This window comes from Streptomyces sp. NPDC006610 (genome assembly GCF_040611575.1).
Lineage (GTDB): Bacteria > Actinomycetota > Actinomycetes > Streptomycetales > Streptomycetaceae > Streptomyces.
Genome location: NZ_JBEXOP010000063.1, coordinates 1 through 24346 on the forward strand (window position 1 = coordinate 1; position 24346 = coordinate 24346).

26 protein-coding genes and 1 pseudogene are annotated in these 24346 nt (G+C 73.6%); 7 read left to right on the top strand and 20 right to left on the bottom strand.

The window, feature by feature from the left end:
• The first annotated feature begins 153 nt into the window (after window positions 1-153).
• Window positions 154-1512 (top strand): alkaline phosphatase PhoX, encoded by a 1359-nt coding sequence (locus ABZY13_RS31815; RefSeq protein WP_356636961.1) that lies wholly within the window; start codon window positions 154-156, stop codon window positions 1510-1512.
• Window positions 1513-1628: 116 nt separating this feature from the next.
• Here ABZY13_RS31815 and ABZY13_RS31820 read toward each other — a convergent pair whose 3' ends face one another.
• From ABZY13_RS31820 to ABZY13_RS31830, 3 genes are all read right to left on the bottom strand, one after another.
• On the bottom strand, window positions 1629-2192 hold the full coding sequence (locus tag ABZY13_RS31820) for a sigma factor-like helix-turn-helix DNA-binding protein (RefSeq protein WP_356636963.1): 564 nt from the start codon (window positions 2190-2192) through the stop codon (window positions 1629-1631).
• 113 nt (window positions 2193-2305) lie between these two features.
• Window positions 2306-2506, bottom strand: a complete 201-nt coding sequence (locus ABZY13_RS31825) for a DUF397 domain-containing protein (RefSeq protein WP_356636965.1) — start codon at window positions 2504-2506, stop codon at window positions 2306-2308.
• Window positions 2503-3390, bottom strand: a complete 888-nt coding sequence (locus ABZY13_RS31830) for a helix-turn-helix transcriptional regulator (protein WP_356636967.1) — start codon at window positions 3388-3390, stop codon at window positions 2503-2505. Before ABZY13_RS31830 ends, ABZY13_RS31825 begins: the two co-directional genes overlap by 4 nt.
• Window positions 3391-3548: 158 nt before the next feature.
• Here ABZY13_RS31830 and ABZY13_RS31835 point away from each other — a divergent pair, with 158 nt between their 5' ends.
• Window positions 3549-4001, top strand: coding sequence for an ATP-binding protein (locus ABZY13_RS31835; protein WP_356636969.1), 453 nt, complete (start codon window positions 3549-3551; stop codon window positions 3999-4001).
• A 38-nt stretch (window positions 4002-4039) separates the two neighbouring features.
• On the opposite strand, the gene ABZY13_RS31840 is transcribed toward ABZY13_RS31835, so the two are convergent.
• The 3 genes from ABZY13_RS31840 to ABZY13_RS31850 all read right to left on the bottom strand — a co-directional run bounded on the left by ABZY13_RS31840 (window position 4040) and on the right by ABZY13_RS31850 (window position 5948).
• Window positions 4040-4792 (bottom strand): DNA alkylation repair protein, encoded by a 753-nt coding sequence (locus ABZY13_RS31840; protein WP_356636971.1) that lies wholly within the window; start codon window positions 4790-4792, stop codon window positions 4040-4042.
• Window positions 4789-4950 carry a hypothetical protein gene (locus ABZY13_RS31845; protein WP_356636974.1) on the bottom strand — a complete coding sequence of 54 codons (162 nt, stop codon included), beginning with the start codon at window positions 4948-4950 and terminating at the stop codon, window positions 4789-4791. Before ABZY13_RS31845 ends, ABZY13_RS31840 begins: the two co-directional genes overlap by 4 nt.
• Before the next feature lie 170 nt (window positions 4951-5120).
• Window positions 5121-5948 carry an NmrA family NAD(P)-binding protein gene (locus tag ABZY13_RS31850; protein WP_356637012.1) on the bottom strand — a complete coding sequence of 276 codons (828 nt, stop codon included), beginning with the start codon at window positions 5946-5948 and terminating at the stop codon, window positions 5121-5123.
• Between the two features lie 95 nt (window positions 5949-6043).
• Here ABZY13_RS31850 and ABZY13_RS31855 point away from each other — a divergent pair, with 95 nt between their 5' ends.
• Window positions 6044-6472 carry a helix-turn-helix domain-containing protein gene (locus ABZY13_RS31855; protein ID WP_356636976.1) on the top strand — a complete coding sequence of 143 codons (429 nt, stop codon included), beginning with the start codon at window positions 6044-6046 and terminating at the stop codon, window positions 6470-6472.
• 147 nt (window positions 6473-6619) lie between these two features.
• On the opposite strand, the gene ABZY13_RS31860 is transcribed toward ABZY13_RS31855, so the two are convergent.
• From ABZY13_RS31860 to ABZY13_RS31870, 3 genes are all read right to left on the bottom strand, one after another.
• On the bottom strand, window positions 6620-7054 hold the full coding sequence (locus ABZY13_RS31860; RefSeq protein WP_356636978.1) for a VOC family protein: 435 nt from the start codon (window positions 7052-7054) through the stop codon (window positions 6620-6622).
• A 116-nt stretch (window positions 7055-7170) separates the two neighbouring features.
• Window positions 7171-7911, bottom strand: coding sequence for a DJ-1/PfpI family protein (locus ABZY13_RS31865; RefSeq protein ID WP_356636980.1), 741 nt, complete (start codon window positions 7909-7911; stop codon window positions 7171-7173).
• A gap of 23 nt (window positions 7912-7934) precedes the next feature.
• Window positions 7935-8588 (bottom strand): HD domain-containing protein, encoded by a 654-nt coding sequence (locus ABZY13_RS31870; RefSeq protein WP_356636982.1) that lies wholly within the window; start codon window positions 8586-8588, stop codon window positions 7935-7937.
• Window positions 8589-8677: 89 nt separating this feature from the next.
• Here ABZY13_RS31870 and ABZY13_RS31875 point away from each other — a divergent pair, with 89 nt between their 5' ends.
• Window positions 8678-9820, top strand: coding sequence for a helix-turn-helix domain-containing protein (locus ABZY13_RS31875; protein ID WP_356636984.1), 1143 nt, complete (start codon window positions 8678-8680; stop codon window positions 9818-9820).
• On the opposite strand, the gene ABZY13_RS31880 is transcribed toward ABZY13_RS31875, so the two are convergent.
• Window positions 9735-10181: a DUF6299 family protein gene (locus tag ABZY13_RS31880; protein WP_356636986.1), complete on the bottom strand. Its 447-nt coding sequence runs from the start codon at window positions 10179-10181 to the stop codon at window positions 9735-9737. The two genes, ABZY13_RS31875 and ABZY13_RS31880, sit on opposite strands and share 86 nt — an antisense overlap.
• A gap of 202 nt (window positions 10182-10383) precedes the next feature.
• Between ABZY13_RS31880 and ABZY13_RS31885 the strand changes: the two genes are divergently transcribed.
• Together ABZY13_RS31885 and ABZY13_RS31890 are read left to right on the top strand one after the other, a co-directional pair.
• The gene (locus ABZY13_RS31885) at window positions 10384-11196 is read left to right on the top strand and encodes a PaaX family transcriptional regulator C-terminal domain-containing protein (RefSeq protein ID WP_356636988.1); all 813 of its coding nucleotides are present in this window, start codon (window positions 10384-10386) and stop codon (window positions 11194-11196) included.
• 308 nt (window positions 11197-11504) lie between these two features.
• Window positions 11505-11987 (top strand): ATP-binding protein, encoded by a 483-nt coding sequence (locus tag ABZY13_RS31890; protein WP_356636990.1) that lies wholly within the window; start codon window positions 11505-11507, stop codon window positions 11985-11987.
• Window positions 11988-12035: 48 nt separating this feature from the next.
• Here ABZY13_RS31890 and argF read toward each other — a convergent pair whose 3' ends face one another.
• The 4 genes from argF to ABZY13_RS31910 all read right to left on the bottom strand — a co-directional run bounded on the left by argF (window position 12036) and on the right by ABZY13_RS31910 (window position 18820).
• The gene (gene argF / locus ABZY13_RS31895; RefSeq protein ID WP_356636992.1) at window positions 12036-13043 is read right to left on the bottom strand and encodes an ornithine carbamoyltransferase; all 1008 of its coding nucleotides are present in this window, start codon (window positions 13041-13043) and stop codon (window positions 12036-12038) included.
• 146 nt (window positions 13044-13189) lie between these two features.
• On the bottom strand, window positions 13190-14413 hold the full coding sequence (locus ABZY13_RS31900; protein ID WP_356636994.1) for an arginine deiminase: 1224 nt from the start codon (window positions 14411-14413) through the stop codon (window positions 13190-13192).
• A gap of 235 nt (window positions 14414-14648) precedes the next feature.
• A complete protein-coding gene (locus tag ABZY13_RS31905) occupies window positions 14649-17240 on the bottom strand; it encodes a polynucleotide kinase-phosphatase (RefSeq protein ID WP_356636996.1) in 2592 nt (863 codons plus the stop codon).
• Window positions 17237-18820, bottom strand: coding sequence for a 3' terminal RNA ribose 2'-O-methyltransferase Hen1 (locus ABZY13_RS31910; protein ID WP_356636998.1), 1584 nt, complete (start codon window positions 18818-18820; stop codon window positions 17237-17239). Before ABZY13_RS31910 ends, ABZY13_RS31905 begins: the two co-directional genes overlap by 4 nt.
• A 245-nt stretch (window positions 18821-19065) precedes the next feature.
• Here ABZY13_RS31910 and ABZY13_RS31915 point away from each other — a divergent pair, with 245 nt between their 5' ends.
• Window positions 19066-20103, top strand: a complete 1038-nt coding sequence (locus tag ABZY13_RS31915; RefSeq protein WP_356637000.1) for a DUF4232 domain-containing protein — start codon at window positions 19066-19068, stop codon at window positions 20101-20103.
• 61 nt (window positions 20104-20164) lie between these two features.
• Here the strand turns inward: ABZY13_RS31915 and ABZY13_RS31920 are convergent, their stop codons facing one another.
• The 6 genes and pseudogenes from ABZY13_RS31920 to ABZY13_RS31945 all read right to left on the bottom strand — a co-directional run bounded on the left by ABZY13_RS31920 (window position 20165) and on the right by ABZY13_RS31945 (window position 23796).
• Complete coding sequence (locus tag ABZY13_RS31920) at window positions 20165-21085, bottom strand: LLM class F420-dependent oxidoreductase (RefSeq protein ID WP_356637002.1); 921 nt, start codon at window positions 21083-21085, stop codon at window positions 20165-20167.
• A gap of 133 nt (window positions 21086-21218) precedes the next feature.
• The gene (locus tag ABZY13_RS31925) at window positions 21219-21689 is read right to left on the bottom strand and encodes a DUF6099 family protein (protein ID WP_356637004.1); all 471 of its coding nucleotides are present in this window, start codon (window positions 21687-21689) and stop codon (window positions 21219-21221) included.
• Between the two features lie 212 nt (window positions 21690-21901).
• Window positions 21902-22246: a nucleotide pyrophosphohydrolase gene (locus tag ABZY13_RS31930; protein WP_356637006.1), complete on the bottom strand. Its 345-nt coding sequence runs from the start codon at window positions 22244-22246 to the stop codon at window positions 21902-21904.
• Window positions 22247-22397: 151 nt separating this feature from the next.
• A pseudogene (locus tag ABZY13_RS31935) lies at window positions 22398-22588 on the bottom strand (ATP-binding protein); the annotation flags it as partial.
• A gap of 84 nt (window positions 22589-22672) precedes the next feature.
• Window positions 22673-23068 carry a cell division protein SepF gene (locus ABZY13_RS31940; protein WP_356637008.1) on the bottom strand — a complete coding sequence of 132 codons (396 nt, stop codon included), beginning with the start codon at window positions 23066-23068 and terminating at the stop codon, window positions 22673-22675.
• A gap of 326 nt (window positions 23069-23394) precedes the next feature.
• Complete coding sequence (locus tag ABZY13_RS31945) at window positions 23395-23796, bottom strand: nuclear transport factor 2 family protein (protein WP_356637010.1); 402 nt, start codon at window positions 23794-23796, stop codon at window positions 23395-23397.
• Window positions 23797-24346 lie beyond the last annotated feature (550 nt).

The following is a 24346-nucleotide window of genomic DNA, read 5'->3' on the forward strand; positions in this document are numbered from 1 at the left end:
GCCCGCACACCCGCGCGGGCCGGGAGCCGGCGCTTTCCGGCCATGTCCGGCAGAGGTTCTCCCAACGCTCACTTCCCGTTGGGAAACGGAACAAGGGTTTCCTCCTAGGGTGACGGTCGCCGCCCCCCGGTCCGTTGCATCGAGAGGACTCCCATGTCAGGCACGTCCGCAGGCACACCGACCGGTCCCGGTTTCGAACGACGCTCCCTGCTGCGCGGCGCCGCGGCGGTCGCTGCCGCGTCCGTTCCCTTCCAGGCCCTCGCCGCGCGCACGGCGGCCGCCGAGCCGGCCAAGTTCCCCTTCGACTCCGGGTACGGCCCGCTGAGCCCGGTGAAGGACCAGGCGACCGGTCTGGAACTGCTGCACCTGCCGCGCGGCTTCGAGTACATCTCGTACGGCTGGACCAACGACCTCATGGACGACGGCGTGCGCACCCCGGGCGCGCACGACGGCATGGCGGCCTTCCGCTACGGCGACCGGGTCCACCTCGTGCGCAACCACGAACGCGGCGCCGGTCCCGCCTTCACCGCCCCCGCCTACAACCCGGAGGCCGGCGGCGGCACCACCACCCTGGTCTTCGACCCGGACGCCGGCCAGTGGCTGGAGTCCTACGGCAGCCTCGGCGGCACCCTGCGCAACTGCGCCGGCGGTCCCACCCCCTGGAACACCTGGCTGACCTGCGAGGAGACCTTCTCCACGACCGCCGGCAAGCGCCACGGCTACATTTTCGAGGTGGCCTCCGAGGGCAAGGGCAATCCCGAGCCCTACAAGGCCATGGGCCGGTTCAACCACGAGGCGGTCGCCGTCGACCCGGCGACGGGTTACGTCTACGAGACGGAGGACCGCGGCGACGCGTGCCTGTACCGCTTCGTTCCGGCCGTCGCGGGGGACCTGTCCAAGGGCGGCCGGCTGGAGGCCCTGCGCATCGGCGGCGCGGCGTACGACACCCGCCTCGACGGCGAGAAGGCGTACGGCACCGTCTCCTGGGTGCCCGTGGAGGACGTCGACCCGGCCACGGACACGGTCCGGTACCAGGCGCAGGCGAACGGCGCCGCGGTGTTCAGCCGCCTGGAGGGCGCCTGGTACGGCAACGACCGCATCTACGTGATCACGACCGACGGCGGTCCCGCCCGTCAGGGCCAGGTCTTCGAACTCGACCCGGCCACCGACGAGTTCCGGGTGCTGTTCGCCTCGCCCGGCGCCGAGGTGCTCAACGCTCCCGACAACATGTGCGTCAGCCCGCGCGGCGGCCTGGTGCTCTGCGAGGACGGCGGCGGGACCGAGTACGTCCACGGACTGACCACCGACGGCGAGATCTTCCGCTTCGCCGCCAACAACGCGGACCTGCGCGGCGGAACCGCCGGCAAGGACGTCCCCGCGGCCGACCACCGGGGCTCGGAGTGGGCCGGCTCGGTGTTCGAACCGAAGAACGGCAACTGGCTGTTCGTGAACATCCAGACCCCGGGCATCACCTTCGCGATCACCGGGCCCTGGCGCCGGGGCGCCCTGTAGCCCCGGGCGCGGAACGAGGGACGCGTCGAGGCTCCGTACGCCCGGCCCGCCGTCACCGGGTCCGGTGCGCCGGTGGCCTCGACGCGCTCCCGCGACGCCGTCCAAGGCCGCCGGCGTCAGCACCATGAGCAGGCCCACTGCTCCCGGGGCGCGTCGGGGAACGGACGGGAGGCGAGACAGCTGTCCACGAGCCGCAGGGCGTGGTGCGCCGTCGACCGCACGGACGGGGCCGTGGTGTCGAGGACGCGTGCCGCCGCCGCGTCGTCCAGACCGACGGCGACGCGCAGCAGCAGGGCGTCCGCCAGGTCCGGCGGCAGCGCCGACAGCACGTGCTGGACGTCGTCGGCGAGGCCCGCCCGGTCCGGGGCGGGGGCCGGCCGCGGCCGGTCGGGGATGCGGCGGCGGGCGAGGGACACGGCCCAGACACGGAGGTCGGTGCCGTCGCCCCGGAAGCCGAACACCCCGTTCGCGATGTCCCGCCACACGGCCGAGGCCGCCGCCGCGGCTGCCGTCTCGTCGCCCAGCCGGGTGGTCAGGTAGCGGGCCAGCGCCGGGTGCAACTGCCGGTAGAGGGCCTGGAAGGCCCTCTCGTCCCCCTGTCTCGCGCGGGCCAGGGCGGCGGTGAGCCGTGCGTCGCCCGGCTCGCGAAGCTGCCCTGCCCTGTGCTGGTTCGCCGCCACGCCTGCCTCTCGGTCCGGTTGCGCGGCCCGCGGGCCCCCTGCCGCGCCCGTACGCCGCCCCATGTGTTCTGCGCGTGGACGCACGGGTTCGTCACAGAGGGCTCGGCCAACGCTTACCCGTTCGAGACGTCCGACACGAACCGTACGAAGGGAGCCCAGCCCTCACGGCCCACGGCGAAGGGCGTGCGGGCGAGGTCCTTGGAGTCCCGTATGTGAACGGCTCCCTCGGCGATGGCGATCTCGACGCAGCTGTCGCCCTGGGTGCCGCTGTAACTGGACTTGAACCAGGCGAGTTCCGTCGTTCCGCTGCTCATAGCTCTCCTCGCAGTCGTTCCAACAGGTCCCTGGATTCCTTCGGGTTGAGGGCCTGCGAGCGCAGTGTGTCATAGCGCTGCCAGAGGAGAGTCACCTCTCTCCGGTCCGAGATCAACCGGCCGTTCTGTTGTCCTTCGGAGTACCCCAGCCGCCGCCCGTTTCCGGTCTCCAGCAACTGGACCGGCCCGTCCAAGCATGCGTGGAACTCCAACTCCAGCGGCACCAACTGGAGGGTCACGTTACGAGGAGCAGTGAGCGCGAGCACACGCTCCAGCAGGCTCGCGTGCACCTCCACCCCACCCAGCCTGCGCCGGAACACCGACTCCTCGACGATGAAGCTGAACGGCACGGTGGGCCGCTCCCACAGCAGCCGCTGCCGTTCCATTCGCGCCGTGAGCTGCGCTTCCATTTGCCTGTCGGTCAGCAGCGGGATGCTGTTGTCGAACACCGCCCGCGCATACGCCTCCGACTGCAACAGCCCCGGCACCAACCGGCATTCGTAGGTGCACAGACTCACCGCCTGCCGCTCCAGCCGGGCCCACCGCCGGAACCAGGCCGCCAGCCCCGCCTCCCCCCGGCTGATGTGGTTGGCGGCCTTGCGCAGCGCCCCGGTGTTGCCGGTCGCCTCCTCCGCGCGCTCGATGAACGCCTCGTCGGGCATGCGGCGGCCCAGCTCGACGGATTCGACGGTGTGCCGGGAGTACTGGACGAGGCCGGCGAAGGCCGTGCGGCTGAGCCCCTTGTACTCGCGTAACGCCTGGACGACCGCGCCGAAGGTGCGCAGACTGTCCGAGGGATGGGGTTCCCGCTCCCCCGCCGGAGTCGTCGCGGCGTCCGCGTCGGTGTCCGCGTCCGTGGCCGCCTCCGTCTCGACGATGTCCATCCGTCGCTCCTCTCTCCGGCCGCTCGGGCCCGCAGGGCGTTCGGCACACAGCGTGACGGCGCGCGACCCGTACTGTCCACTCACTGTGCCCGTACGCTGACTGCGCGTACGGGGTCCGGGGCTCGCACGAGGGCCTTCACGGACGCCACCCTGGCGTCATGAACCACGCAACTCCCCACGTCACGGCCTCCCCCCTCACCTTCACGCAGCTGCTGTCGTCCACGCGGCGCGGCGCTCGGCTCGCCCGGCTGCTCGCGGTGAGCCAACTGCGGTCCTGGGACGCCCCGCAGGACCTCACGGAGCGTGCCGAAGGCGTCGTGGCGGAGCTGGCCGCCAACGCCGTACTGCACGGCAGCGTGTCGGGGCGCAGCTTCCGGCTGTCGCTGGCGTTCGAGGCGTCGGGCGGTCGGCTGTGCGTCGAGGTCACCGACGCGCGGGGGGACAGGTGGCCGCAGGGCCGTCCCGCGGGGGCGGCGCCGGACGGGTCGCTGGACACCGGCGGGCGCGGCCTCGCGCTCGTCGCCGCGCTGGCCGACCACTGGCAGACGCTGCCCTACCCGCCCAGCGGCAAGACCGTCCGGGCGGTGCTGACGACGCCGGTGCGGGGGTGACCGTCCGCCCGGGAGACGACGCGGTTCGTCGAGTTCGGTCACGCATGAGGGCGAGCGGCGTTCTCCGGAGGACCGTCCTTCGTCTTCTCCGTCGCGTACCGGAAGGTCTCGCGCCGCATCTCGCCCTTCCACTCCCCCAGGAACGCCGCCACCTCCTCCGGGTGGACCCGCCCGGCGACCTTCAGCAGCCAGCCGACGCTCTTCTGCACGTACGCGTCGTCGTCGTGCAGGAGCCGGACGCAGTTGTCGAAGACGTGGGAGAGCGGCAGCTCGAAGGTCGTCGCGCCCACCGTGCGCCGTACGAACTTCACCACCGCCACGTTGGCGGCGCGCCGGGCCCACGGGGAGGGGGAGCGGGTCCACGGCCGGGTCCGCGGGATCAGGTCGAGGTGGCCGAGGAAGAAGGGGTAGAGCAGTTTCAGGCAGAGGTCGTCGCACTGGGCCCAGTTGGAGACGCGGTGTTCGAGCCAGTCGAGGCTGCGGTCGAGGAGTTCGGGCCCCAGGTCGCGTCTGGCGGACTTGTGCAGCAGGGCGAAGGCCAGGAGGACCTCCTCGTGGTGCGTCGCCCGGGACAGCACCTCCTCGGCCAGCAGGAGCCGCGTCGCCGCGGGCACGTCCGGCCGCTCGCGGACGTGGGCGTGGGCGAGGGCGGCCACGGCGGCGTTCGGGACGCCGAGCGCGGCGAAGCCGTTCGGGAAGTACCGCCGCACGCGCTCGGCGAAGGCGGGGTCGGCCTCGGCGGCGAGCAGTGCGAGGAGCCGGCCGGCGGCCTCCCCGACACCGTCCGTCACGGCGTCGGCCCCTGTTCGATGTCACGCACCGGGGCCTTCACACCCGACTCCTCGAAGACCGCGGCCGCCGCGTCGAGCAGCGCCTCCTGACGGCGCCGCCCGTCCGCCCGCCTGCCCCGGACCACGCGCCCCGCGCCTTCGTCACCGCCGCCGCTCACCGCGCCGCTCCCTCCGTGCCGACCCGTCGTTCTCGAACCTGTCTTCGGAAACCCGTTCTCGAACGCCGTTCCACTCGCCCATCGTGGCAGACGGAGGTGCGACGGTCGCCCGGCTGCCGCCGAGGGGCCGCCCGGTCGGCACGGCCGGTCGGCCGGGTGGGCCCGCCCGGTCAGCCGACGACCGACTGGGCCGGCCGCGTCGCGGACGCCGCCGCCACCGCCGTGGCCAGGCAGTCGCGCGGCGGACGGCCGAGCAGGCGGGCGAGGTCCGGGCCGGCGCCGCCGAGGAAGCCGTGCCGGATGCCCGTCGCGATGGACGCCAGCATGGGGGGCTGGAAGGGCAGCAGGCCCGGCGTCTCCTCCAGGAGCCGGCGCCGGTACTCGCCGAGCCCGATCACGCGGTGCGGCACGCCGAGCCGGTCGGCGACCTGCGCTGCCGTGATCGGCGGGCCGGTGAGGTCGTAGGTGCGCCCGCTGTGTGCCGCGGGGTCGGCCGCGACGACCGCCGCGGCCTCGGCGAGGTCCGCGCGGGCGACCGCGGCCAGGGCGCCGTCGCCGAACGCCGACTCCAGCCCGTCGCCGGCCCAGGTCAGCAGGCCGCCGAAGAGTTCGGCGTACAGCCCGTTGCGCAGGATCGTCCAGGCGAAGTCCCCGGCGCGGACGAGCCGCTCGGTCACCCGGTGCGCCGCCGCGAAGGCGAGGTGGTCGCCGGCGCCGGTCAGGCTCGTGTAGACGACGTGCCGTACGCCGTCCCGGGCGGCGGCGTCGAGCACGGCCGCGTGCCGGGCCACGACCCGGTCGTCCTCGGCGTAACCGGCGGAGACCAGCAGCAGGGTGGACACGCCCGCGAGGTCGAGACCGGCGGGGTCGTCGAAGTCGAGGCGCCGCATTCCGTCGCCGGGGGTGCGGCTGCCGCCGCGTGCGGCGACCCCGCGGGCGTGCAGCGCGGCGAGCGCCGCCGCGCCGAGGTTTCCGTTGGCTCCGGTCACCAGGATCATGGGGTCACGGTCTCCCGTCGTGGTTCTCATCGGTAACTAGGCTGGGCTCCGGTGATCCTCATCCGCCCGGCCACCGGCCACAAGGAGGCAGTTCCATGTCACCCACGCACACGGAGGTAACCCCCGAGGTCTCAGCCGCCGACCTCGAACCCTGCGGGCGCAAGGAGCATCCGGACTGCGGGATCCGCGACGTCCTGGACCGCATCGGCGACAAGTGGTCGGTCCTCGTGATCGTCGAACTCGCGGGCGGCCCACGCCGGTTCCGGGAACTGCAGCGCGCGATCGACGGCATCTCCCAGCGCATGCTCACCCTCACGGTGCGCAGACTCGAACGCGACGGCCTGGTCCTGCGCACGGTGTACCCGACCGTCCCGGCCCAGGTCGACTACCGCCTGACCCCGACCGGGACGGGTCTGACCCACCTGGTCAAGGCCCTCGCGGACTGGTCCCTCGCCCACCGCCCGCTCATCGCCGAGGCGCGGCGGGAGTACGACCGGAACCACCCGGGGCACGACATCCGGTGACGCCGGTCGACCGACGCGGCCGGCGTTTCGGCGGCGGAGACGCCGGTCGACGGGCGAAGAGGCCGGTCGACCGGCGGGGGGCCACACGACAGGTGGCGACCGCACGGCCGGCCGGAGCCGTCCCGGGGACGTGGCCGGGCGCCCCGCTCAGCCGCCCACCGCCCCCGGCACCTCCTCCGTCACCCCGTTCCACGCGGAGCCCGGATCGCTGCCGTACGGGCGGGTGATGACCTCCAGGCCGTGTCCGGCGGGGTCCGTGAAGTACACGCCCCGGCCGCCGTCGTTGCGGTTGATCCGGCCCGGGCGCCTGCCGTGCGGATCGGCCTGGACGGGGACCCGGCCCGCGACGAGCCGGGCGAGAATCGCGTCGAACTCCTCCTCCGAGACGAGGAACGCGTAGTGCTGTACGGGGATGTCGACGTCGACGGTCGCGAAGTCGAGCGTGACGCCGTTGGCGGTCGTCACCGGCAGGAACATCCCGGCCGGCTCGCCGACCTCCAGGCCGAGGATCCCGGCGAGGAAACGGGCGGACTTCTCCCGGTCAGGGGTGAGAACGATGGTGTGGTTGAACTCGACCGACACTGGTCAATGCCTCCATGGGCATCCGCGGCGCCTCCATGCCTCACCCGGCCGGTGACCGACACGCGACGCCGCGCCGTGGATCGTAGACGCCGCCCGTCCGCCGCGTCGACCCGTTTTCACCGGCCGGAACGCGCCCCCTCCCCCGCCGTCCACACCGTGCCGCGGGCCTCGTACTCCAGCATCTGCTCCAGGCCGACGGCCGCGTCCGCGCCCAGTTCGCGGCGTACGAGCCACAGGGCGAGGTCGAGTCCGGAGGTGACCCCGCCCGCGGTCACCAGGTCGCCGTCGTCCACGACGCGGGCGTTCTTCAGGACGCCGCCCTCGCGTTCGAGGTCGGCGCGCGCCCGGTGGTGGGTGGTGCAGGGACGGCCGCGGGTCACGCCGGCGGCGGAGAGCAGCATCACGCCGGTGCACAGGGCGGCGACGGTCAGGTCCGGGCGGGCCGCCGCCTCGGCGAGGGCGCGCGGCAGGTCGCCGCGGCGGATCTCGGCCCAGACGCCGGGGTCGTCGCGGCGCGCGTATCCGCCGCCGGGCACGACGAGGAGGTCCGCCTCGGCGGGGGCCCAGCGGCGGTCGGCGCGGAGCCTGGTGCCGTAGGCGGCCGTGACGGTGCGGGGGCCGTCCAGGATGACGTAGTCGACCTCGACCCGCCGGTCGGTGAAGTAGTCGGAGGCGGACAGCACCTCGTAGGGCGCGGCCAGATCGAGTTCCTCCACGCCGTCGAACAGGACCACGTGGACGCGGAGCGGGCCGGTGGGGGCGGTCGATTCGGCGGCGGCGGCCGTGCGGGCGCCCAGGGCCGTGGCGCCGGCTGCGGCCGTCGCGGCCGTGGCGGTCAGGAGGGTGCGGCGGTTCATGCGGGCGGTTCTCCTTCGCTCGGTCAGTTGCCCCAGCGGGCGGCGTCGGTCATGGTCTCCAGGCGGGTGACGTGCGGAGGGGTCGAGCGTTCCCGGAGCAGTTCGGCGGCGAGGGAGTAGGGCGGGGCCTTCCGGGGGCGGCGCCGGGCCTGGGCGACCACCTCGTCGACGAGCGTCGTGGCCATGGACAGCCGGGGGTACGCGGCGTGGACGGCGGCGCCGGTCTCGTCGCTGACGAACTCGGTGCCCACGCCGAAGTCCATGCCGATCCCGCCGCGGACCAGGGCGCACAGCGTGCCGCGGCGCTCGGCGATGCCCACCGAGGTGTGCAGGGCGATGGCCTCCCACACGGCGTCCACGCCGGCCGCCGGCAGGCCCTGCGCGGTGAGGAACTCCGCCGCCGCGTCCGCGCCGTCGACCTCGAAGCGCTGGTCGCGGTCGCCCGCCTCGGTGAGGCCGAGGTCGTGCAGGACGCAGGCCAGGAAGAGCAGTTCGGGGTCGTAGTCGTGGCCGGGGCGCGCGCCGCGGTGGTCGGCGAGGAGGCGGGCGAACAGGGCGGTGCGGACGCTGTGGTGGGCCGCGGCGGCGGACTCCGCGTCCAGGACCAGCTTCAACGCGCTGCGCGCCAGGGGTGTTTCGGGGATCGGCGGAACGCCGGCCGTCGTCATGGGTTCCATGGCCTCCATGCTCGGCAGGAAGGCGCGTCGCCGACAGTGGCAGAATTGCCGTTATGCGGAAGGAAGCTGCCTCAGAGGGAGTCGAGGGCATGAGGCCGCCGCACCGGGTGGCGGTGCTCGTGCTCGACGGCGTCCTGCCCCTCGATCTGGGCATCCCCGCCCAGGTGTTCATCGCCGTGCCGGGAAGGCCGTACGAGGTGACGCTGTGCGGGATCTCGGGGCGGCCCGTGGCGACCTCGGCGGGGTTCGAGGTGACGGTGGCCGCCGGGCTGGAGGCGGTGCGGCGGGCGGACACCGTGGTGGTGCCGGGGTACGCGCCCCATCTGCGGAAGGTCCCGGGACCGGTGCTCGACGCGCTGGCCGGGGCGCACGCCGCCGGGCGGCGCCTGGTCTCCATCTGCACCGGCGCGTTCGCGCTCGCCGCCGCCGGGGTCCTCGACGGCCGCAGGGCCACCACGCACTGGCTCTACGCCGACGAGCTGGCGGCGCGGCATCCGGGCGTATCGGTCGACCCGCGGGTGCTGTACGTGGACGAGGGCCAGGTGCTGACCTCGGCCGGCGTCGCGGCCGGCATCGATCTGTGCCTGCACCTGGTCCGCCGCGATCTGGGCGCCCGTACGGCCAACCAGGTGGCGCGCACCCTCGTCTCCGCGCCGCACCGCGACGGCGGACAGGCCCAGTACATCCGGCGGCCCCTGGCCGTCGAGGCGGGCGGCTCCACGCTCGCGCCGACCCGGGAGTGGGCCCTGGCCCGGCTGCACGAGCAGCTGACGGTGCCTCAACTGGCGGCGCGGGCCCACATGGCGCCGCGCACCTTCGCCCGGCACTTCGTCGCCGAGACCGGCACCACGCCGCTGCGGTGGCTGCTCGCGGCCCGGCTCGACCGGGCGCGGGAGCTGCTGGAGAGCACCGGCCTCGGCATCGACCAGGTCGCCGAGCGGTGCGGCCTGGGCAGCCCCGCCAACCTGCGGCTGCACTTCCGCCGGGCTCTGGGGACCACACCCACCGCCTACCGCGCGGCGTTCGCGCCACCGGAAGCGGGAACGGCGGAAGCAGGGCCGCCCGAGGCGGGTCCGGCGGAACCAGGGCCGCCGGTTCCGGAGTCCCCGGAACCGGGCGGCGCCGCGCCGCCCGGCGCCCCGGCCGTCAGCGCGCGACCAGGCGGACCTCGCGCTCGTGCACGGCGTGGAAGTGCGGCAGCGGCAGGCCGCTCGCGGAGTTCAGCTCCATGACCGCCGCCTCGACGCCCGCGGCGCCCGGGCGTACCGCGTCCTCGGCGACGCGGCCGGTGTTGCGCCAGCGGTGGACCTTGCCGTCGCACACGGCCCGGGTGCCGCCGACGGAGTGGCGGGTGTCGGAGCCCTGCATCACCGAACTGCTCACGAACGCCGGGCCCTTGGAGCCGACGCAGGCGTAGGTGCCGGAGAGGACGACCGTGCCGTCGGGGGCGAGTCGGGCCTGGCGGTCGATCGTGACCATGCCGGTCGGTCCGGCCGACGCGGGCGCGGCGGGGGCGGCGGCGAGCAGGGCGAGCGCCGCGGTCGCCGTGGCGGCCAGGGCCGGCCGCCGGGACAGCAGAGTACGCAGTGACATGAGCGGAACCTCCTATTGTGTGGGGATTCCACAGGTACCTGCCGTACCCGGCCGCCGCCGGGACCGTCACCCCAACGGTGGCGAGTCCCCGCCCCGGCCACCGGTCGGCGACGAAGCGGCCGGGCGGCCGGCCAGGCCCGGCGTGTTCCCGCCGCGCCCACCGCGCAGCCCCCATGACCAGCGACGATCCCGGCGACCTAAGATGATCAACGTGTCCGAGCACCACACACCCCGGTCCCTCATCGTCACCCTCTACGGCGCGTACGGCCGTCGGATGCCCGGGCCGGTGCCCGTGGCGGAGCTGATCCGGCTGCTGGCCGCGGTCGGAGTGGACGCGCCCTCGGTGCGCTCGTCGGTGTCCCGGCTCAAACGGCGCGGGCTGCTGGTGCCCGCCCGCACCGACCGGGGCGCGGCCGGCTACGAACTCTCCCCCGAGGCACGCGAGTTGCTGGAGGACAGCGACCGGCGGGTGTACGCCACCGCGCCGCCCGGGGACGAGGGCTGGGTGCTCGCGGTGTTCTCGGTGCCGGAGTCGGAGCGGCAGAAGCGGCACGTACTGCGCTCCCGGCTGGCCGGTCTCGGCTTCGGCACGGCGGCGCCGGGCGTGTGGATAGCCCCGGCGCGGCTGTACGAGGAGACCCGGCACACGCTGCGGCGGCTGCGCCTCGACCCGTACGTCGACCTGTTCCGCGGCGAGCACCTCGGCTTCGCCGCCACCGTCGAGGCCGTCGCCCGCTGGTGGGACCTGGCCGCCATCGCCAAGCGGCACGAGGCGTTCCTCGACCGGCACGAGCCCGTGCTGCGCGCGTGGCGGCGGCGCGAGGACCGGCCGCCCGAGGAGGCGTACCGGGACCATCTGCTCGCCCTCGACTCCTGGCGTCACCTCCCCTACGCCGACCCCGGACTCCCGGACCGGCTGCTCCCGGCGAACTGGCCCGGACGGCGCTCGGCGGAGGTGTTCCGGGAGCTGCACGAGCGACTGCGCGATGCGGGGGCGGTGTTCGCCGGGCTGTGATGCGGCATCCGGCGGCTCACGCCGCGGGGGCCGCCGGCCGTTCCGGCACGCCGGGACGCGGTCTTCGCAGGGCTGTGATCCGCATCGGCGGCCCGTCCGTCCGGGGCGCCGCAGTCGGGCAGCCGGTGTGGTCCGGTCACCGTGTCACCGCTCGTCCACAAGCCCGTAACGGCGGGATCGGCGGGGAGCGGCGGGGCGTTCGTGCGGGTAGGCCGTCGACGCCGGGACGCAGGTCCCGGACGGCGCCCGTCGTGCGAGTTCCGGGGCGGGGGCCGTACCATTTCCGCCATCGAAAGCAGGACACCCTGATGCCGGCCCACGGGACCTGCAGCACGAACGGATCCGCCTTGCACGAACGCCCTTCCGGCGCCGCCTCCTGGCGCATAGCGCTGCCGCACACCACCGCGGCCGTGCCCGTGGCCCGCGCACTGGTGCGTACCGCCCTCGCCGAGCTGGAGCACGGAGCCGACAGCGACACCGCCGAGCTGCTCACCGCCGAACTGGTGGCGAACGCGGTCGAGCACACCGCCGGCGACGCCCCGATAGAGCTGGTGGTGGAGCTGGTGCCGACGGGCTGCAAGGTCGAGGTGCACGACCCCGACCCGGCGCCGCCCGGCCGGCTGGTCCACCCGGCCGACGGCGAGCCCGACCCCTGGCAGGAGCACGGGCGGGGCCTTCTGCTGATCCGCACGCTCAGCTCGTCCTGCGGCCACCGCCCCACCGAGTCGGGCAAGGCGGTGTGGTTCCGGCTGGCCGCGGTGCCCCGGCAGTGGCGGCCCCGCCCGGCGTGACGGACGCGGGCAGGGCTCCGGCGCGTCGCCCCACCCGCGCGGCGCGGTTCAGGCCAGCGTCGCGACCAGCACCGCCTTGATCGTGTGCAGCCGGTTCTCCGCCTCGTCGAAGACCACCGAGTGGGCCGACTCGAAGACCTCGTCCGTGACCTCCAGGGACTCCAGCCCGTGGGTCTCGTGGATCTCGCGCCCGACCTTGGTGCCCAGGTCGTGGAAGGCGGGCAGGCAGTGCAGGAACTTCACGTCCGGGTTGCCGGTGGCGCGCAGCACGTCCATGGTCACGGCGTACGGCGCCAGGGCCGCGATCCGCTCGTCCCAGACCTCCTTGGGCTCCCCCATGGACACCCACACGTCCGTGGCGACGAAGTCGGCGCCCGCCACGCCCTCGGCGACGTCCTCGGTGAGCGTGATGCGGGCCCCGCTGGTCTCGGCGAGGGCCCGGGCGCGGTCCACGACGTCCTGCGCGGGCCAGTAGGACTTGGGGGCGACCAGCCGTACGTCCATGCCGAGCAGGGCGCCGGTGACCAGGTAGGAGTTGCCCATGTTGAAGCGGGCGTCGCCGAGGTAGGCGAAGGCGATCTCGCCGAGCGGCTTGGCGCAGTGCTCGGTCATCGTGAGCACGTCCGCGAGCATCTGGGTGGGGTGCCAGTCGTCGGTGAGGCCGTTGTAGACGGGCACGCCGGCGTGGGCGGCCAGTTCCTCGACGTTGGCCTGGCTGTCGCCGCGGTACTCGATGGCGTCGTACATCCGGCCGAGGACGCGCGCGGTGTCCCGTACGGACTCCTTGTGCCCCATCTGCGAGCCGGAGGGGTCGAGGTACGTGGTGGACGCGCCCTGGTCGGCGGCGGCGACCTCGAAGGCGCAGCGGGTGCGCGTGGAGGTCTTCTCGAAGATCAGCGCGATGTTCCGGCCGCGCAGGTACTGGGTCTCCGTCCCGGCCTTCTTCGCGGCCTTCAGCTCGGCGGCCAGCTCCACCAGGCCGCGGAACTCCTCCTGTGTGAAGTCGAGCTCTTTGAGGAAGTGGCGGCCGGCGAGGGCGGTCGGGACTGTCGCCATGAGGGGCGCTCCAGAGGTGGACGGGACGGTCACGGGACGGATGGAACTCTATACGAAGTTCAGAATTTATATACGCCCGGGTGGTGTTTGTCCATGGAGGCGGAGGAACGGAACCGTCGGTATCGGGTCCTACCGCCCCCATGCGGTTATACGGCGTCCCGCTCCACCGGGCAGCTCATGCACCGCGGGCCGCCCCTGCCCCGCCCCAGCTCGCTGCCCGGGATCTCTATGACCTCGATGCCCTGCTTGCGCAGGTGGGTGTTGGTGGTGGCGTTGCGCTCGTAGGCGACGACGACGCCCGGCTCGACGGCGAGGACGTTGCAGCCGTCGTCCCACTGCTCGCGCTCGGCGGCGTGGACGTCCTGGGTCGCGGTCAGCACCCGGATCTCGCTCAGTCCGAGGGCGGCGGCGATGGCGCGGTGCATGTGCTCGGGCGGATGGTCGGTGACCTTCAGCTCCTTCTCCCCCACGCCCGGCTCGATGGTGTACGAGCGGAGCATGCCGAGGCCCGCGTACTGGGTGAAGACGTCGCCGTCGACCATCGTCATCACCGTGTCCAGGTGCATCAGCGCCCGCCGCTTGGGCATGTCGAGGGCGACGATGGTCCGCGCGGAGCCGGCGGCGAACAGCTTGTGCGCGAGCATCTCCACGGCCTGCGGCGTGGTCCGCTCGCTCATGCCGATCAGTACGGCGCCGTTGCCGATGACGAGCACGTCCCCGCCCTCGATGGTCGACGGGTAGTCGGCCTGCCCCTCGGACCACAGGTGGAACGGTTCGGCGCGGAACAGCGGGTGGTGCCGGTAGATCGCCTCGAAGTGCACGGTCTCGCGCTGCCGGGCGGGCCAGCGCATCGCGTTGATCGAGACGCCGTCGTAGATCCAGGCGGAGGTGTCGCGGGTGAACAGGTGGTTCGGGAGGGGGCGCAGCAGGAAGTCGTCCAGGTCCATGACGTGGAAGCGGACCGAGGTCGGCTCCGCGTGCCCCTCCAGGAACTCCCGCTTCGTCATGCCGCCGACCAGCGCCTCGGCCAGCTCCCGCGTGGGCAGGCCGTCGAAGGCGGCGCGCAGGTGGCCGGCGGCGAGGGGGCCGTACTCCTTCTCGTCGAAGACCCGGTCCAGGACGAGGGCGCGGGCCTCCGGGATCTCCAGTGTCTCGGCGAGCAGGTCGCCGAAGAGATGCACCTCGACGCCCCGGTCGCGCAGCACGTCGGCGAACCCGTCGTGCTCGGCGCGCGCCCGGCGCACCCACAGCACGTCGTCGAAGAGCAGGGCGTCCTTGTTGCTGGGCGTGAGCCGCTTGAGTTCGAGATCGGGCCGGTGCAGGATGACGCGGCGCAGCCGCCCGGCCTCGGAGTCGACGTGGAATCCCATGCCTCCATCCTGACCATTCGGGCCCGGGTTCATCCTCCTTCGGCGGGGGGACGGCGCGCCCTGCGGGTGGGGGCCGCCCCTGCGGGCGGGGGCGGGGGCGGGTGTGTCGGGGGGCGCGTGCGTCGGGGCGGGGTGGGGCGCGTCATGAGCGCCGCCGCCGCGCCGCCCCCTCCGCAACCCTCCCGTGGGGTCGCGTGGTGACGGGCCCGGTGGGCCGGACCCGCCACCACGGCGGTCAGAGCCTCGGGTCCACCGGCTCCGACTCCAGCGCCAGCACCCCGAACACCGCCTCGTGGACGCGCCACAACGGCTCGCCCTCCGCCAGCCGGTCCAGTGCCTCCAGGCCGAGCGCGTACTCGCGGGCGGCGAGGGACCGCTTGTGGTTGAGGAAGCGGTTGCGCAGGCGGGCGAGGTTCTCGGGGCGCGTGTACTCGGGACCGTAGATGATCCGCAGGTACTCCCGGCCCCGGCACTTGATGCCCGGCTGGACCAGCCGGCCCTGCGGGTCCCGCACCAGGGCGCCGAGCGGCTTGACGACCATGCCCTCGCCGCCGCGGGCGGTCGTCTCCAGCCACCAGTCGACGCCCGCCCGCACCGACTCGGCGTCGCCGGTGTCGACGTACAGGCGGCGGGTGGTCTGCAGCAGACCGGTACCGTCGTGCTCGACCAGCCGGTCGAGCAGGGCGAGTTGCTCGTCGTGCGGAAGCCCGGCGAGGCTGCGGCCCTGGACGGCCAGGATCTGGAAGGGCGCGAGGCGCACGCCGTCCAGGCCCTCGGTGGTCCAGCAGTAGCGCCGGTACGCGTCGGTGAACGCCGCCGCGTCCGCGGCCCGTTCGCGCTGGCGTGCCAGCAGGCCGGACACGTCGACGCCGCGGGCCGCCGCGCCCTCCAGCGCGGCGAGCGCGCCGGGGAACACCGCGCCGGAGGCGGCGCCGACCGCGGCGTACTGGCTGCGCAGCAGGCCGGACGCCTTCAGCGACCACGGCATCAACTCGGCGTCCAGCAGCAGCCAGTCGGTGTCCAGCTCGTCCCACAGCCCGGCCGCGTCGGCCGCCGCCCGCACCCGCCCGAGGATCTCCTCGGTGACCGCGTCGTCGAAGAACGGCCGGCCGGTACGGGTGTACAGCGAGCCGGTCGGCCCCGCCCCGTGCTCGGCGTCGCCCGCGCCGGGGGCTCCCCCGACGCCGAACCGCTTCCGCGCGGCCTCCGCGTCACGGCACACCAGCGCCACCGCCCGCGAGCCCATGTGCTTCTCCTCGCACACCACCCGCTCGACGCCGTCGCGCGCGTACTGCGCGAACGCCTCCGCGGGGTGCTCCAGATACCCCTCCTCCCGCGAGGTCGCCGTCGGCGCCATGGTCGGCGGGAGGTACGGCAGCAGTCTCGGGTCGACCGCGAAACGGCTCATGACCTCCAGGGCAGCCGCCGCGTTCTCCTCGCGCACCGATATCCGCCCGGCGTGACGGGTCTCCACCACGCGGCGGCCGTGCACGTCGGCCAGGTCCAGCGGCCGGCCGTCGTGCCCCCCGGGCGCCTCGGACCGCAGCGGCCTCACCGGCTCGTACCAGACCTTCTGCGCCGGTACGTCGACCAGCTCCCGCTCCGGCCAGCGCAGCGCGGTCAGCTTGCCGCCGAAGACCGCGCCGGTGTCCAGGCAGATGGTGTTGTTCAGCCAGGTCGCCTCGGGGACCGGGGTGTGGCCGTAGACGACGGCCGCGCGGCCCCGGTAGTCCTCGGCCCACGGGTAGCGCACCGGCAGCCCGAACTCGTCCGTCTCGCCGGTGGTCTCGCCGTACAGCGCGTGCGAGCGGACCCGGCCCGAGGTGCGACCGTGGTACTTCTCCGGCAGCCCGGCGTGGCAGACGACGAGCCGGCCGCCGTCGAGGACGTAGTGGCTGACGAGCCCGTCGAGGAACTCCCGCACCTGCTGCCGGAACTCCTCGCTCTCGCCCTCCATCTGCGCGACGGTCTCGGCGAGACCGTGCGTGTGCTGCACCTTGCGCCCGCGCAGGAAGCGCCCGAACTTGTTCTCGTGGTTGCCCGGCACGCACAGCGCGTTGCCCGAGCCCACCATCGACATCACCCGGCGCAGCACGCCCGGGCTGTCCGGGCCGCGGTCCACGAGGTCGCCGACGAAGACGGCCGTACGGCCCTCCGGGTGCACGCCGTCGACGTAGCCGAGCTTGCCGAGCAGCGCCTCCAGTTCGGCGGAGCAGCCGTGGATGTCACCGATGACGTCGAACGGACCGGTGAGGTGGGTGAGGTCGTTGAACCGCTTCTCGGTGACGACGGTGGCGTTCTCGACCTCCTCGACGCCCCGCAGGACGTGCACCTTGCGGAAGCCCTCGCGCTCCAGGCGCCGCAGGGAACGGCGCAGTTCGCGGACGTGCCGCTGGATGACCCGGCGGGGCATGTCGGCGCGGTCGGAGCGCGCGGCGTTGCGTTCGGCGCACACCTCCTCCGGCACGTCGAGCACGATGGCGATGGGCAGCACGTCGTACTGCCGCGCCAGCTCGATCAACTGGCGCCGCGCGTCCTGCTGCACGCTGGTGGCGTCGACGACCGTGCGGCGGCCGGCGGCCAGACGCTTGCCCGCGATGTAGTGCAGGACGTCGAAGGCGTCGCGGGTGGCGCTCTGGTCGTTCTCGTCGTCGGAGACGAGCCCGCGGCAGAAGTCGGAGGAGATGACCTCGGTCGGCCCGAAGTGACGGCGGGCGAAGCTGGACTTGCCCGAGCCGGACGCGCCGACGAGCACGACGAGGGAGAGGTCGGTGACGGGGAGCACCCGGCCCCGGGTGCGGTTATCGGTGATCGGGGTGGTGGTCATGCGGCCGTCGCCTCCTTCTTCTTCTCGTCGTCGGCCGAGTCGTCGGCCGAGTGGTGGGCCGCGTCGAGGGTCTTGTCGAGGGTCTTGTCGTGGGTCTTGTCGGGGGTCTCGTCGGGGGTCTCGTCGGGGGTCTGTCCGAGGGTGAACACGGCCATCTGGGTGGGCGGGCCCACCTCCGGGTCGTCCGGCCCCACCGGAACGAACTCCACGCCGTAGCCGTGCCGTCTGGCGACCCGCTCCGCCCAGGCCCGGAACTCGGCGCGGGTCCACTCGAAGCGGTGGTCGCCGTGCCGGACGTGTCCGGCGGGGAGGGACTCCCAGCGGACGTTGTACTCGACGTTCGGGGTCGTCACGAGAACCGTGCGAGGGCGGGCCGAGCCGAACACCGCGTACTCCAGGGCGGGCAGCCTGGGCGGGTCGACGTGCTCGACGACCTCGCTCAGCACGGCGGCGTCGTACCCCTTGAGCCGGGCGTCGGTGTAGGCGAGGGAGCCCTGGACGAGCCGGACGCGCGCGGCCTGCCGTTCGCCCATGCGGTCCAGCTTCAGCCGCCGGGAGGCGATGGTCAGCGCCCGCATCGACACGTCCACGCCGACGATCTCCGTGTACCGGACGTCCTTGAGCAGCGCCTGCACCAACTGGCCCTGTCCGCAGCCGAGGTCGAGGACACGGGCCGCGCCGGACCGCTCCAGGGCGGCGAGGACGGCCTCCCGCCGCTGCACCGCGAGCGGCGTCGGCTTCTCCTCCTCCGTCTCGGCGTCCGTCTCCGCCGCGACCGCGTTGTCGATCTCCTCGACCTCGCTGTCGTCGGCCTCCGCGAGCCGCAGCAGTTCCAGCCGCTCCCGCGCCTGCCGGGTCAGCGACCAGCGGCGCGACAGATAGCGGCTGGTGATCAGCTGCTGCTCGGGGTGACCGGGCAGCCAGCCCTCGCCGGCCCGCAGCAGCTTGTCGACCTCGTCGGAGGAGACCCAGTAGTGCTTGGCGTCGTCCAGCACCGGCAGCAGCACGTACAAGTGGCGCAGGGCCTCGGCGAGCGTCGGCGTCCGCGACTCCAGCACGAGGCGCACGTACCGCGAGTCGCCCCACTCGGGGAACCGCGTGTCCAGCGGCACCGGTTCGGCGGTCACCGTCCAGCCGAGCGGCTCGAAGAGCCGCCCCACCAGGCCGGGTCCGCCGCGGGCGGGCAGTGCGGGCACCTCGATGCGCAGCGGCAGCGGTTCGCCGGCGCGCTCGGGCCGGGCGGCGCACACCCCGCGCATCGCACTGGAGAAGACCGCGCTCAGGGCGACGGCGAGCAGCGAGGAGGCCGCGTACGGGCGGTCGTTGACGTACTGGGCGAGCGCGGCGTCGGGTGCGCCGCCGCGGCCCTTGCCCTTGCCGCGCCGGACCAGCGCCACCGGGTCGACCTCCAGCAGCAGCGCCGCCGTGCACTGCTCGGCGGTCGCCTCGGGGTAGAGGACGTGTGCCGTGCCGTAGGAGGTGGAGAACGCCTGCGCGTTGTCGGGATGCTTGTGCAGCAGGTAGCCGAGATCGGTGGCGGGGCGTTCCGGGGTGCCGGTGGTGGTGATCGTCAGGAACAACGTGGCCTCGAAGGCTTGAAGGGGCGCTTGAAGGGTCGCTTGGGGGCGCTTGGAAGGGCGCTTGAAGGGTCGACAGGTCGCTGGAAAGGTTCTGAGGTGCGGGTTCACGCCCGCGACGGTCCTGACAAGGTACAGACAACGGAGCATGGGCTCCTGCGGTTTTCCGGGCGGTCTGTGACAGGGCTGTGACCGGAATGGTGGCTTCCGTCACAGTGGCCGGGGGCCGCGGCTGATCGACTCGGGCCATGCCTACGTCTCGGCGCACACGCCGCTCCACTCCCCTGGCCGTTCTGTCCGTCACCGTCACCGCCGCCGTGCTGCTCGCGGGCGGGTGCGGGACGCAGCGCGCCGGCGCGGGGGGCGGGGGCGCCGGTGGGGGCGGTTCGGCGGACGCGGGGTGTGCGGCGTCGCCGTCGGCGGGGACGGAGCCGGGCGCAGCGGAGCCGGGCGGGACGGCGCCGGAGGGCGCGGAGCCGGGCGGGACGTCCGCGGACGGGGCGTCGTCGGGCGAGACGGAACTGGACGGCGTCCGGATCACCGGTGTGACCGGGCCCGCGTGCGAGGTCGTGGAGTGGGAGGTCACCAACTCCGGGACGCGGGCGCTCACCTACACCGTCGTGTTCAGCCTTCGGTCGCCCACCGGGGCGGCCATGGACAGCCGCGAGGAGACGGTGCCGTCCGTCGCGCCCGGAACGACCGTGCGGCGGACGCTCGACCACGCCGCCTTGAGCTTGTCCGCCGGCACGCCGACCGCGCGGATCGTCCAGGTGCGCAGCGTGCCGGCCGACGAGGCGCCGTCGACGGGAGGTCCGTGCCCGGAGTCGGGGGTGCGGGTGTACACGGACCGGGGCGACGCTGCGATGGGGCTGCGGGTCGTCGGGCTCCGCCTGGAGAACTGCGGCACCGGGACGTACCGCTTGGAGGGCTACCCGCGACTCGAACTCCTCGACGAGGAACACGAGCCGGTCGAGGGCGTGCGCGTGCTGCGGGGCGGCAGCGCGATCAGCACGGGCACGGGCGCCGACGCCCCGCCCCTGCCGCTCGCCCTGAAGCCCGGCGAGCGGGCCCACGCGACGCTGGTGTGGCGCAACACCACGGAGTTCGGCGAGCCCGTGCACGCCGCCTACGTGCGTACCTGGGCCAAGCCCGGGGCCGATCCGGTGATGGTGACGCCGGAGCTGGACCTGGGCACGACGGGGAAGCTGGGCGTGGGGGCGTGGCAGAAGGAGCAGTCGGCGCCGCCGGCCGGCGCGGGTGGGGCCCGCCCGGGCGAGGGCCCGTGACCGGGAGCCGGAGCACCGCCCTGACCCGGCCCCACCCCGTGCGGGCCCACCCCGTCCGGCCCTACAGCTGGGACTGGACCTGCGCCGAGATCAGCTCCAGGTGGTCCAGGTCGTGGAGGTCGAGGACCTGGAGGTAGATCCTCCGGGAACCGACCGCGGCGTAACGGCCGATCTTGTCGACGACCTCGGCCGGTGAACCCGCCAGGCCGTTCGCCTTCAGCTCGTCCACCTCGCGTCCGATGGCGGCGGCGCGGCGGGCGACCTCCTGGTCGTCCTTGCCGACGCAGACCACGAGGGCGTTGGAGTAGACGAGGTCGTCGCCCTTGCGGCCGGCCTCCTCGGCGGCGGCACGGACCCGGCCGAACTGGCGCTCGCTGTCCTCGATCGAGGCGAACGGCATGTTGAACTCGTCGGCGAACCTGGCCGCCAGCCGCGGGGTGCGGCGCGGGCCGTGCCCGCCGATGAGGACCGGGATCTTCGGCTGCACCGGCTTGGGCAGCGCGGGCGAGTCCTTCAGCTCGTAGAACGTGCCCCGGAAGTCGAAGGTCCGGCCGACCTCCGTCGCCCACAGCCCGGTGACGATCTCCAGCTGCTCCTCCAGGCGGCCGAACTTCTCCTTCGGGAAGGGGATGCCGTACGCCGTGTGCTCCTCCTCGAACCAGCCCGCGCCGAGCCCGAACTCGACGCGCCCGCCGGACATCTGGTCGACCTGGGCGACCTGGATGGCGAGCACGCCGGGCAGCCGGAACGTACCGGCGGTCATCAGCGTGCCGAGCCGGATCCGCTTGGTCTCACGGGCGAGGCCGGCGAGGGTGATCCAGGCGTCGGTGGGGCCGGGGAGGCCGTCTCCGGAGCCCATCCTGAGATAGTGGTCGGAACGGAAGAAGGCGTCGAAGCCGAGGTCCTCGGTGGCCTTGGCCACGGCGAGCAGGGTGTCGTAGGTCGCCCCCTGCTGGGGCTCGGTGAAGATGCGAAGATCCATACCCCCCATCCTGCCCCGTCCCACGATCCCTAGCGCGCGACGGGCCTGCCCCCGGCCCCCGCCCGGGACGGCCCTCACCCGGACGCGGCCCGCCCCTTCCCTCCGGCCACCCGTTCCCCTCCCGCCCGCCCCGCTACCCCGCCTCCCGCACGGGTATCGCCTCTTCCCGGTCCGCGAGCCGGCGCAGCATCTCCAGGACGCGGTCCCTGGACTCGTCCGCCGCGTCGATGGCCTCCATGCACATCCAGTACGTGCTCTCGTCGGGGGCGGCGCAGGCTATGCCGACGAGGGCGATGCCGACCTCGCCGAGGAGGCCGCCGAGGAACGTCAACGCCTGCCGGGCGTCGCCCAGTTCGGTCAGCTGGGCCGCGCGCAGCTCGCCCTTGGCCAGCTCCGGCGTCTCCAGCACCCCGCACCCTCTGCCCGCCAGCTCCGTCAACCCGATGGCCTCGCCGCGCAGTTCGGGCGGGCCGAAGACCGCCAGCCGGCTCCCTATCGCCTGGGCGAGGGACTGTGCCTGCCACACCTCCGTGATGATCTGCGGCGTGTCACCGCTACCCGCCAGGGCACGCCTGCTCGTCAGGATGAGCCGCACCGCATCCATGGGCTGCCCCCGGTCTGTCCCGCCGCGCCGAAGCGCGTCCGCCCGAACTTCACTCCACCTGTCCACTACCCAGAGTGAAGGGCGTTGAGACGAAAAGCCAGAGGAAGACGGAAATCTGCGGACAACAATTCGGATTCACCCTCGCTTTCCACTACGGAGAGTGAAAGTGGATCAGATCGCTCCCTGCGCGTCGCCCGCAGGACACCCGGGCGTCACACCCCGCCGTCACGATCCGGCCGCGGGAACCTGCGCTCGTTCCGGTCGATCTTCGCGTCGAGCGCGGCCAGCGGATCGATGCCGAGCACCTCGCAGAACTGGAGCAGATAGGCGAGCACGTCGGCGACCTCGTCCCGCACCCGGTGCGCCGTGCCGGGGTCGTCCATCACCCGCGCCGACTCCTCCGGCGTCAGCCACTGGAAGATCTCGACCAGTTCGGCGGCCTCCACACTCAGGGCGGAGACGAGGTTCTTGGGGGTGTGGTACGGCTGCCAGTCGCGCGCGGCGGCGAACTCGGCCAGTCGGCGCCGGAGTCGGTCCAGGTCGGAAGGTTCTGTCACGGCTTCAGGTGTACCACCGTCACGTCGACCTGCTCCGCGCACCGGGAGCCGTCGCTCACCGCGCCGACGCACCGGATGTGCCCCGCTCCCCCCGTCCGCGAGGACGTCGACGACGGGCCCGGCGCAGCCGGCGCGGACCCGGCGGTTGCCGGGCCGCCTGCACGGCCCCCCGCCCGGGGTCGCGCAGCGCCGTCGCCGGCAGCACCAGGCCGCCCGCCGACGGCCGCTCGCCGACGTTGCGCAGCTCGGGCTCCGCCTGTACGGCGGCGTCGAGCCGGACCGGCCCTCGGGGCCCGTCGGCCGTGCACCGATGCGGAACCCTCGCCGTCCCTGCGCGTCGGGCGGGCACGGCGCGCCTGGCGGACGCCTCGGCCGACGCACGGACCGCCGGAGCCTCGCCCGCCGCAGCCTCCGCCCGCCGGCGTCTCAGTCGCCGGCGCCGGGGATCCCCGCGCCCTCCATGAGCCCCTGCACCTCGGTGCCGGGCGGGGTCAGCAGGAACACGTTCCGGTCCACCCGGTGCATCCCGCTGCCCAGTCCGAAGACGACGCCCGTGCTGAAGTCCAGCACCCGCTTGGCGACCTCGTTCTCGGCGCCGGTCAGGTCGAGCAGCACGGGGATGCCCGACATCAGTGTCTCGGCGACCTCGCGGGCGTCCGCGAACACGTTCACCCGGAGCACGACGAAACGCCGCCGCGTCTCGGTCTCCGCCTCCGGCAACGCGCGGTGGTTCACCGCCGACGGCCAGGCGTCCCGGCCGCGCAGCGGAACGACCTGGGCGAGCCCTTCCCACTGTTCATCGGTGACGTCGTGACCGTTCACCGGCTCCCCCGATCTGACTCGCTCATCGCCTGCACCGGCCAATTCTTACGCGACGTCACCCGTTCGGCCGAACAGCGACACGGTCCGCGACCGGAAGCGCCCGTTTCCTCCCGAAACATCGAGGGCAAGACCGTCGAATCTCGCTCGTCCGAGTGATTCCGCAAGGTGTCGGGTGATGAAGCCGGATGTCAGGTGATGGCGCTGGGTGTCAGGTGATGGTGCCGAGTGTCAGGTGATGGTGCCGGATATCAGGTGATGGCACTGCGTTCACCGGCATCCGCAGCTTCGGCAGAGGTCCGCGAGTACGGCCGGACGCGGCCCGCCGTTCACCAGTCCCTGGCGACGGCACGCAGGGCGATCCACGTGTCGCCCCTGTCGCCCGCGTCGCCCGCCTGCCGGTACTCCATGGTCAGTTGAAGACGCCGTTCCGCACGCGTGCCGTGCACGGTCGCGTCGGCGACGACGCGGCCGACGAGACGGGCCGTATCGCCGTCGATCCCGACGGTCACGGTCTTCTCCTCGACCCCGTGGTACGCGCACTCCCCGCCCCCCACCTGGGCCAGCCACACGGCTTTCGGCTGCTCCTCGCCCGTGGGGTGCGTGAGCGTGAAGCCCTCGTCCAGGAGGGCGTCGAGGGCGCCGGCATCGCCGTCGATCATGGCGCGCAGTTGGGCCCGGTAGGCCTCGATGACCTCCTGGCGCGTCTTCAGGGCGAGTGAGGCGTTCATGGGGTTACGCGGCTCCTGACGTGATGACGCCTGCTGGGACCCGGCGGGTGCCGGTCAGTTGATCATGCGGGGTACGCCGTCCCACCGCCGTCCGCCGCGCCGGACGCCCCGGAGCACCTCGCCGAATGCCGCGTCCCGCCCGAAGCCTGTCGTGGTTCAGGGACACGACACGCGCCTCCCTGAACCACGACGCGGATGCATCGCTCCCGATTACCAGGGACGCCACGGGTGAATACCGCCCACGGGACACCTCCTCACCAGCCGGTGACCGCCGTCGCGGTCGTCTCACCGTGAGCATCGGCCACCGGGGCGATGGTGAACGGCCCGCACAGCGCAGGCCGGTTGACGGATCGTGCACGCCCGCGGGCGCCACGGCCGGAACCGGGCGTCACGGCAGTGCGGCGGCCACCGGCAGGCGTCGCGGGCTCATGAGCGACGCCGTGCGGGCAACCTGCACGCCGTGCAGGGGACCTCGTCAAAGGCGTTCACCAGAGGCGGGCGCCGGATCGTCGTGGCCGGCCGCCGCCCCGGGGAGGGCCGGGGCGGCGGC

Excerpts from the sequence above, each read along its gene's own strand:
- ABZY13_RS31905 (WP_356636996.1), bottom strand. The coding sequence starts at position 17,240 with ATGACCACCACCCCGATCACCGATAACCGCACCCGGGGCCGGGTGCTC.
- ABZY13_RS31900 (WP_356636994.1), bottom strand. The coding sequence starts at position 14,413 with ATGGGATTCCACGTCGACTCCGAGGCCGGGCGGCTGCGCCGCGTCATC.
- ABZY13_RS31925 (WP_356637004.1), bottom strand. The coding sequence starts at position 21,689 with ATGGATGCGGTGCGGCTCATCCTGACGAGCAGGCGTGCCCTGGCGGGT.
- ABZY13_RS31945 (WP_356637010.1), bottom strand. The coding sequence starts at position 23,796 with ATGAACGCCTCACTCGCCCTGAAGACGCGCCAGGAGGTCATCGAGGCC.
- ABZY13_RS31890 (WP_356636990.1), top strand. The coding sequence starts at position 11,505 with ATGCCGGCCCACGGGACCTGCAGCACGAACGGATCCGCCTTGCACGAA.
- ABZY13_RS31825 (WP_356636965.1), bottom strand. The coding sequence starts at position 2,506 with ATGAGCAGCGGAACGACGGAACTCGCCTGGTTCAAGTCCAGTTACAGC.
- argF (WP_356636992.1), bottom strand. The coding sequence starts at position 13,043 with ATGGCGACAGTCCCGACCGCCCTCGCCGGCCGCCACTTCCTCAAAGAG.
- ABZY13_RS31830 (WP_356636967.1), bottom strand. The coding sequence starts at position 3,390 with ATGGACATCGTCGAGACGGAGGCGGCCACGGACGCGGACACCGACGCG.
- ABZY13_RS31835 (WP_356636969.1), top strand. The coding sequence starts at position 3,549 with ATGAACCACGCAACTCCCCACGTCACGGCCTCCCCCCTCACCTTCACG.
- ABZY13_RS31865 (WP_356636980.1), bottom strand. The coding sequence starts at position 7,911 with ATGAACCGCCGCACCCTCCTGACCGCCACGGCCGCGACGGCCGCAGCC.
- ABZY13_RS31880 (WP_356636986.1), bottom strand. The coding sequence starts at position 10,181 with ATGTCACTGCGTACTCTGCTGTCCCGGCGGCCGGCCCTGGCCGCCACG.
- ABZY13_RS31915 (WP_356637000.1), top strand. The coding sequence starts at position 19,066 with ATGCCTACGTCTCGGCGCACACGCCGCTCCACTCCCCTGGCCGTTCTG.
- ABZY13_RS31815 (WP_356636961.1), top strand. The coding sequence starts at position 154 with ATGTCAGGCACGTCCGCAGGCACACCGACCGGTCCCGGTTTCGAACGA.
- ABZY13_RS31870 (WP_356636982.1), bottom strand. The coding sequence starts at position 8,588 with ATGGAACCCATGACGACGGCCGGCGTTCCGCCGATCCCCGAAACACCC.
- ABZY13_RS31920 (WP_356637002.1), bottom strand. The coding sequence starts at position 21,085 with ATGGATCTTCGCATCTTCACCGAGCCCCAGCAGGGGGCGACCTACGAC.
- ABZY13_RS31875 (WP_356636984.1), top strand. The coding sequence starts at position 8,678 with ATGAGGCCGCCGCACCGGGTGGCGGTGCTCGTGCTCGACGGCGTCCTG.
- ABZY13_RS31850 (WP_356637012.1), bottom strand. The coding sequence starts at position 5,948 with ATGATCCTGGTGACCGGAGCCAACGGAAACCTCGGCGCGGCGGCGCTC.
- ABZY13_RS31855 (WP_356636976.1), top strand. The coding sequence starts at position 6,044 with ATGTCACCCACGCACACGGAGGTAACCCCCGAGGTCTCAGCCGCCGAC.
- ABZY13_RS31885 (WP_356636988.1), top strand. The coding sequence starts at position 10,384 with ATGATCAACGTGTCCGAGCACCACACACCCCGGTCCCTCATCGTCACC.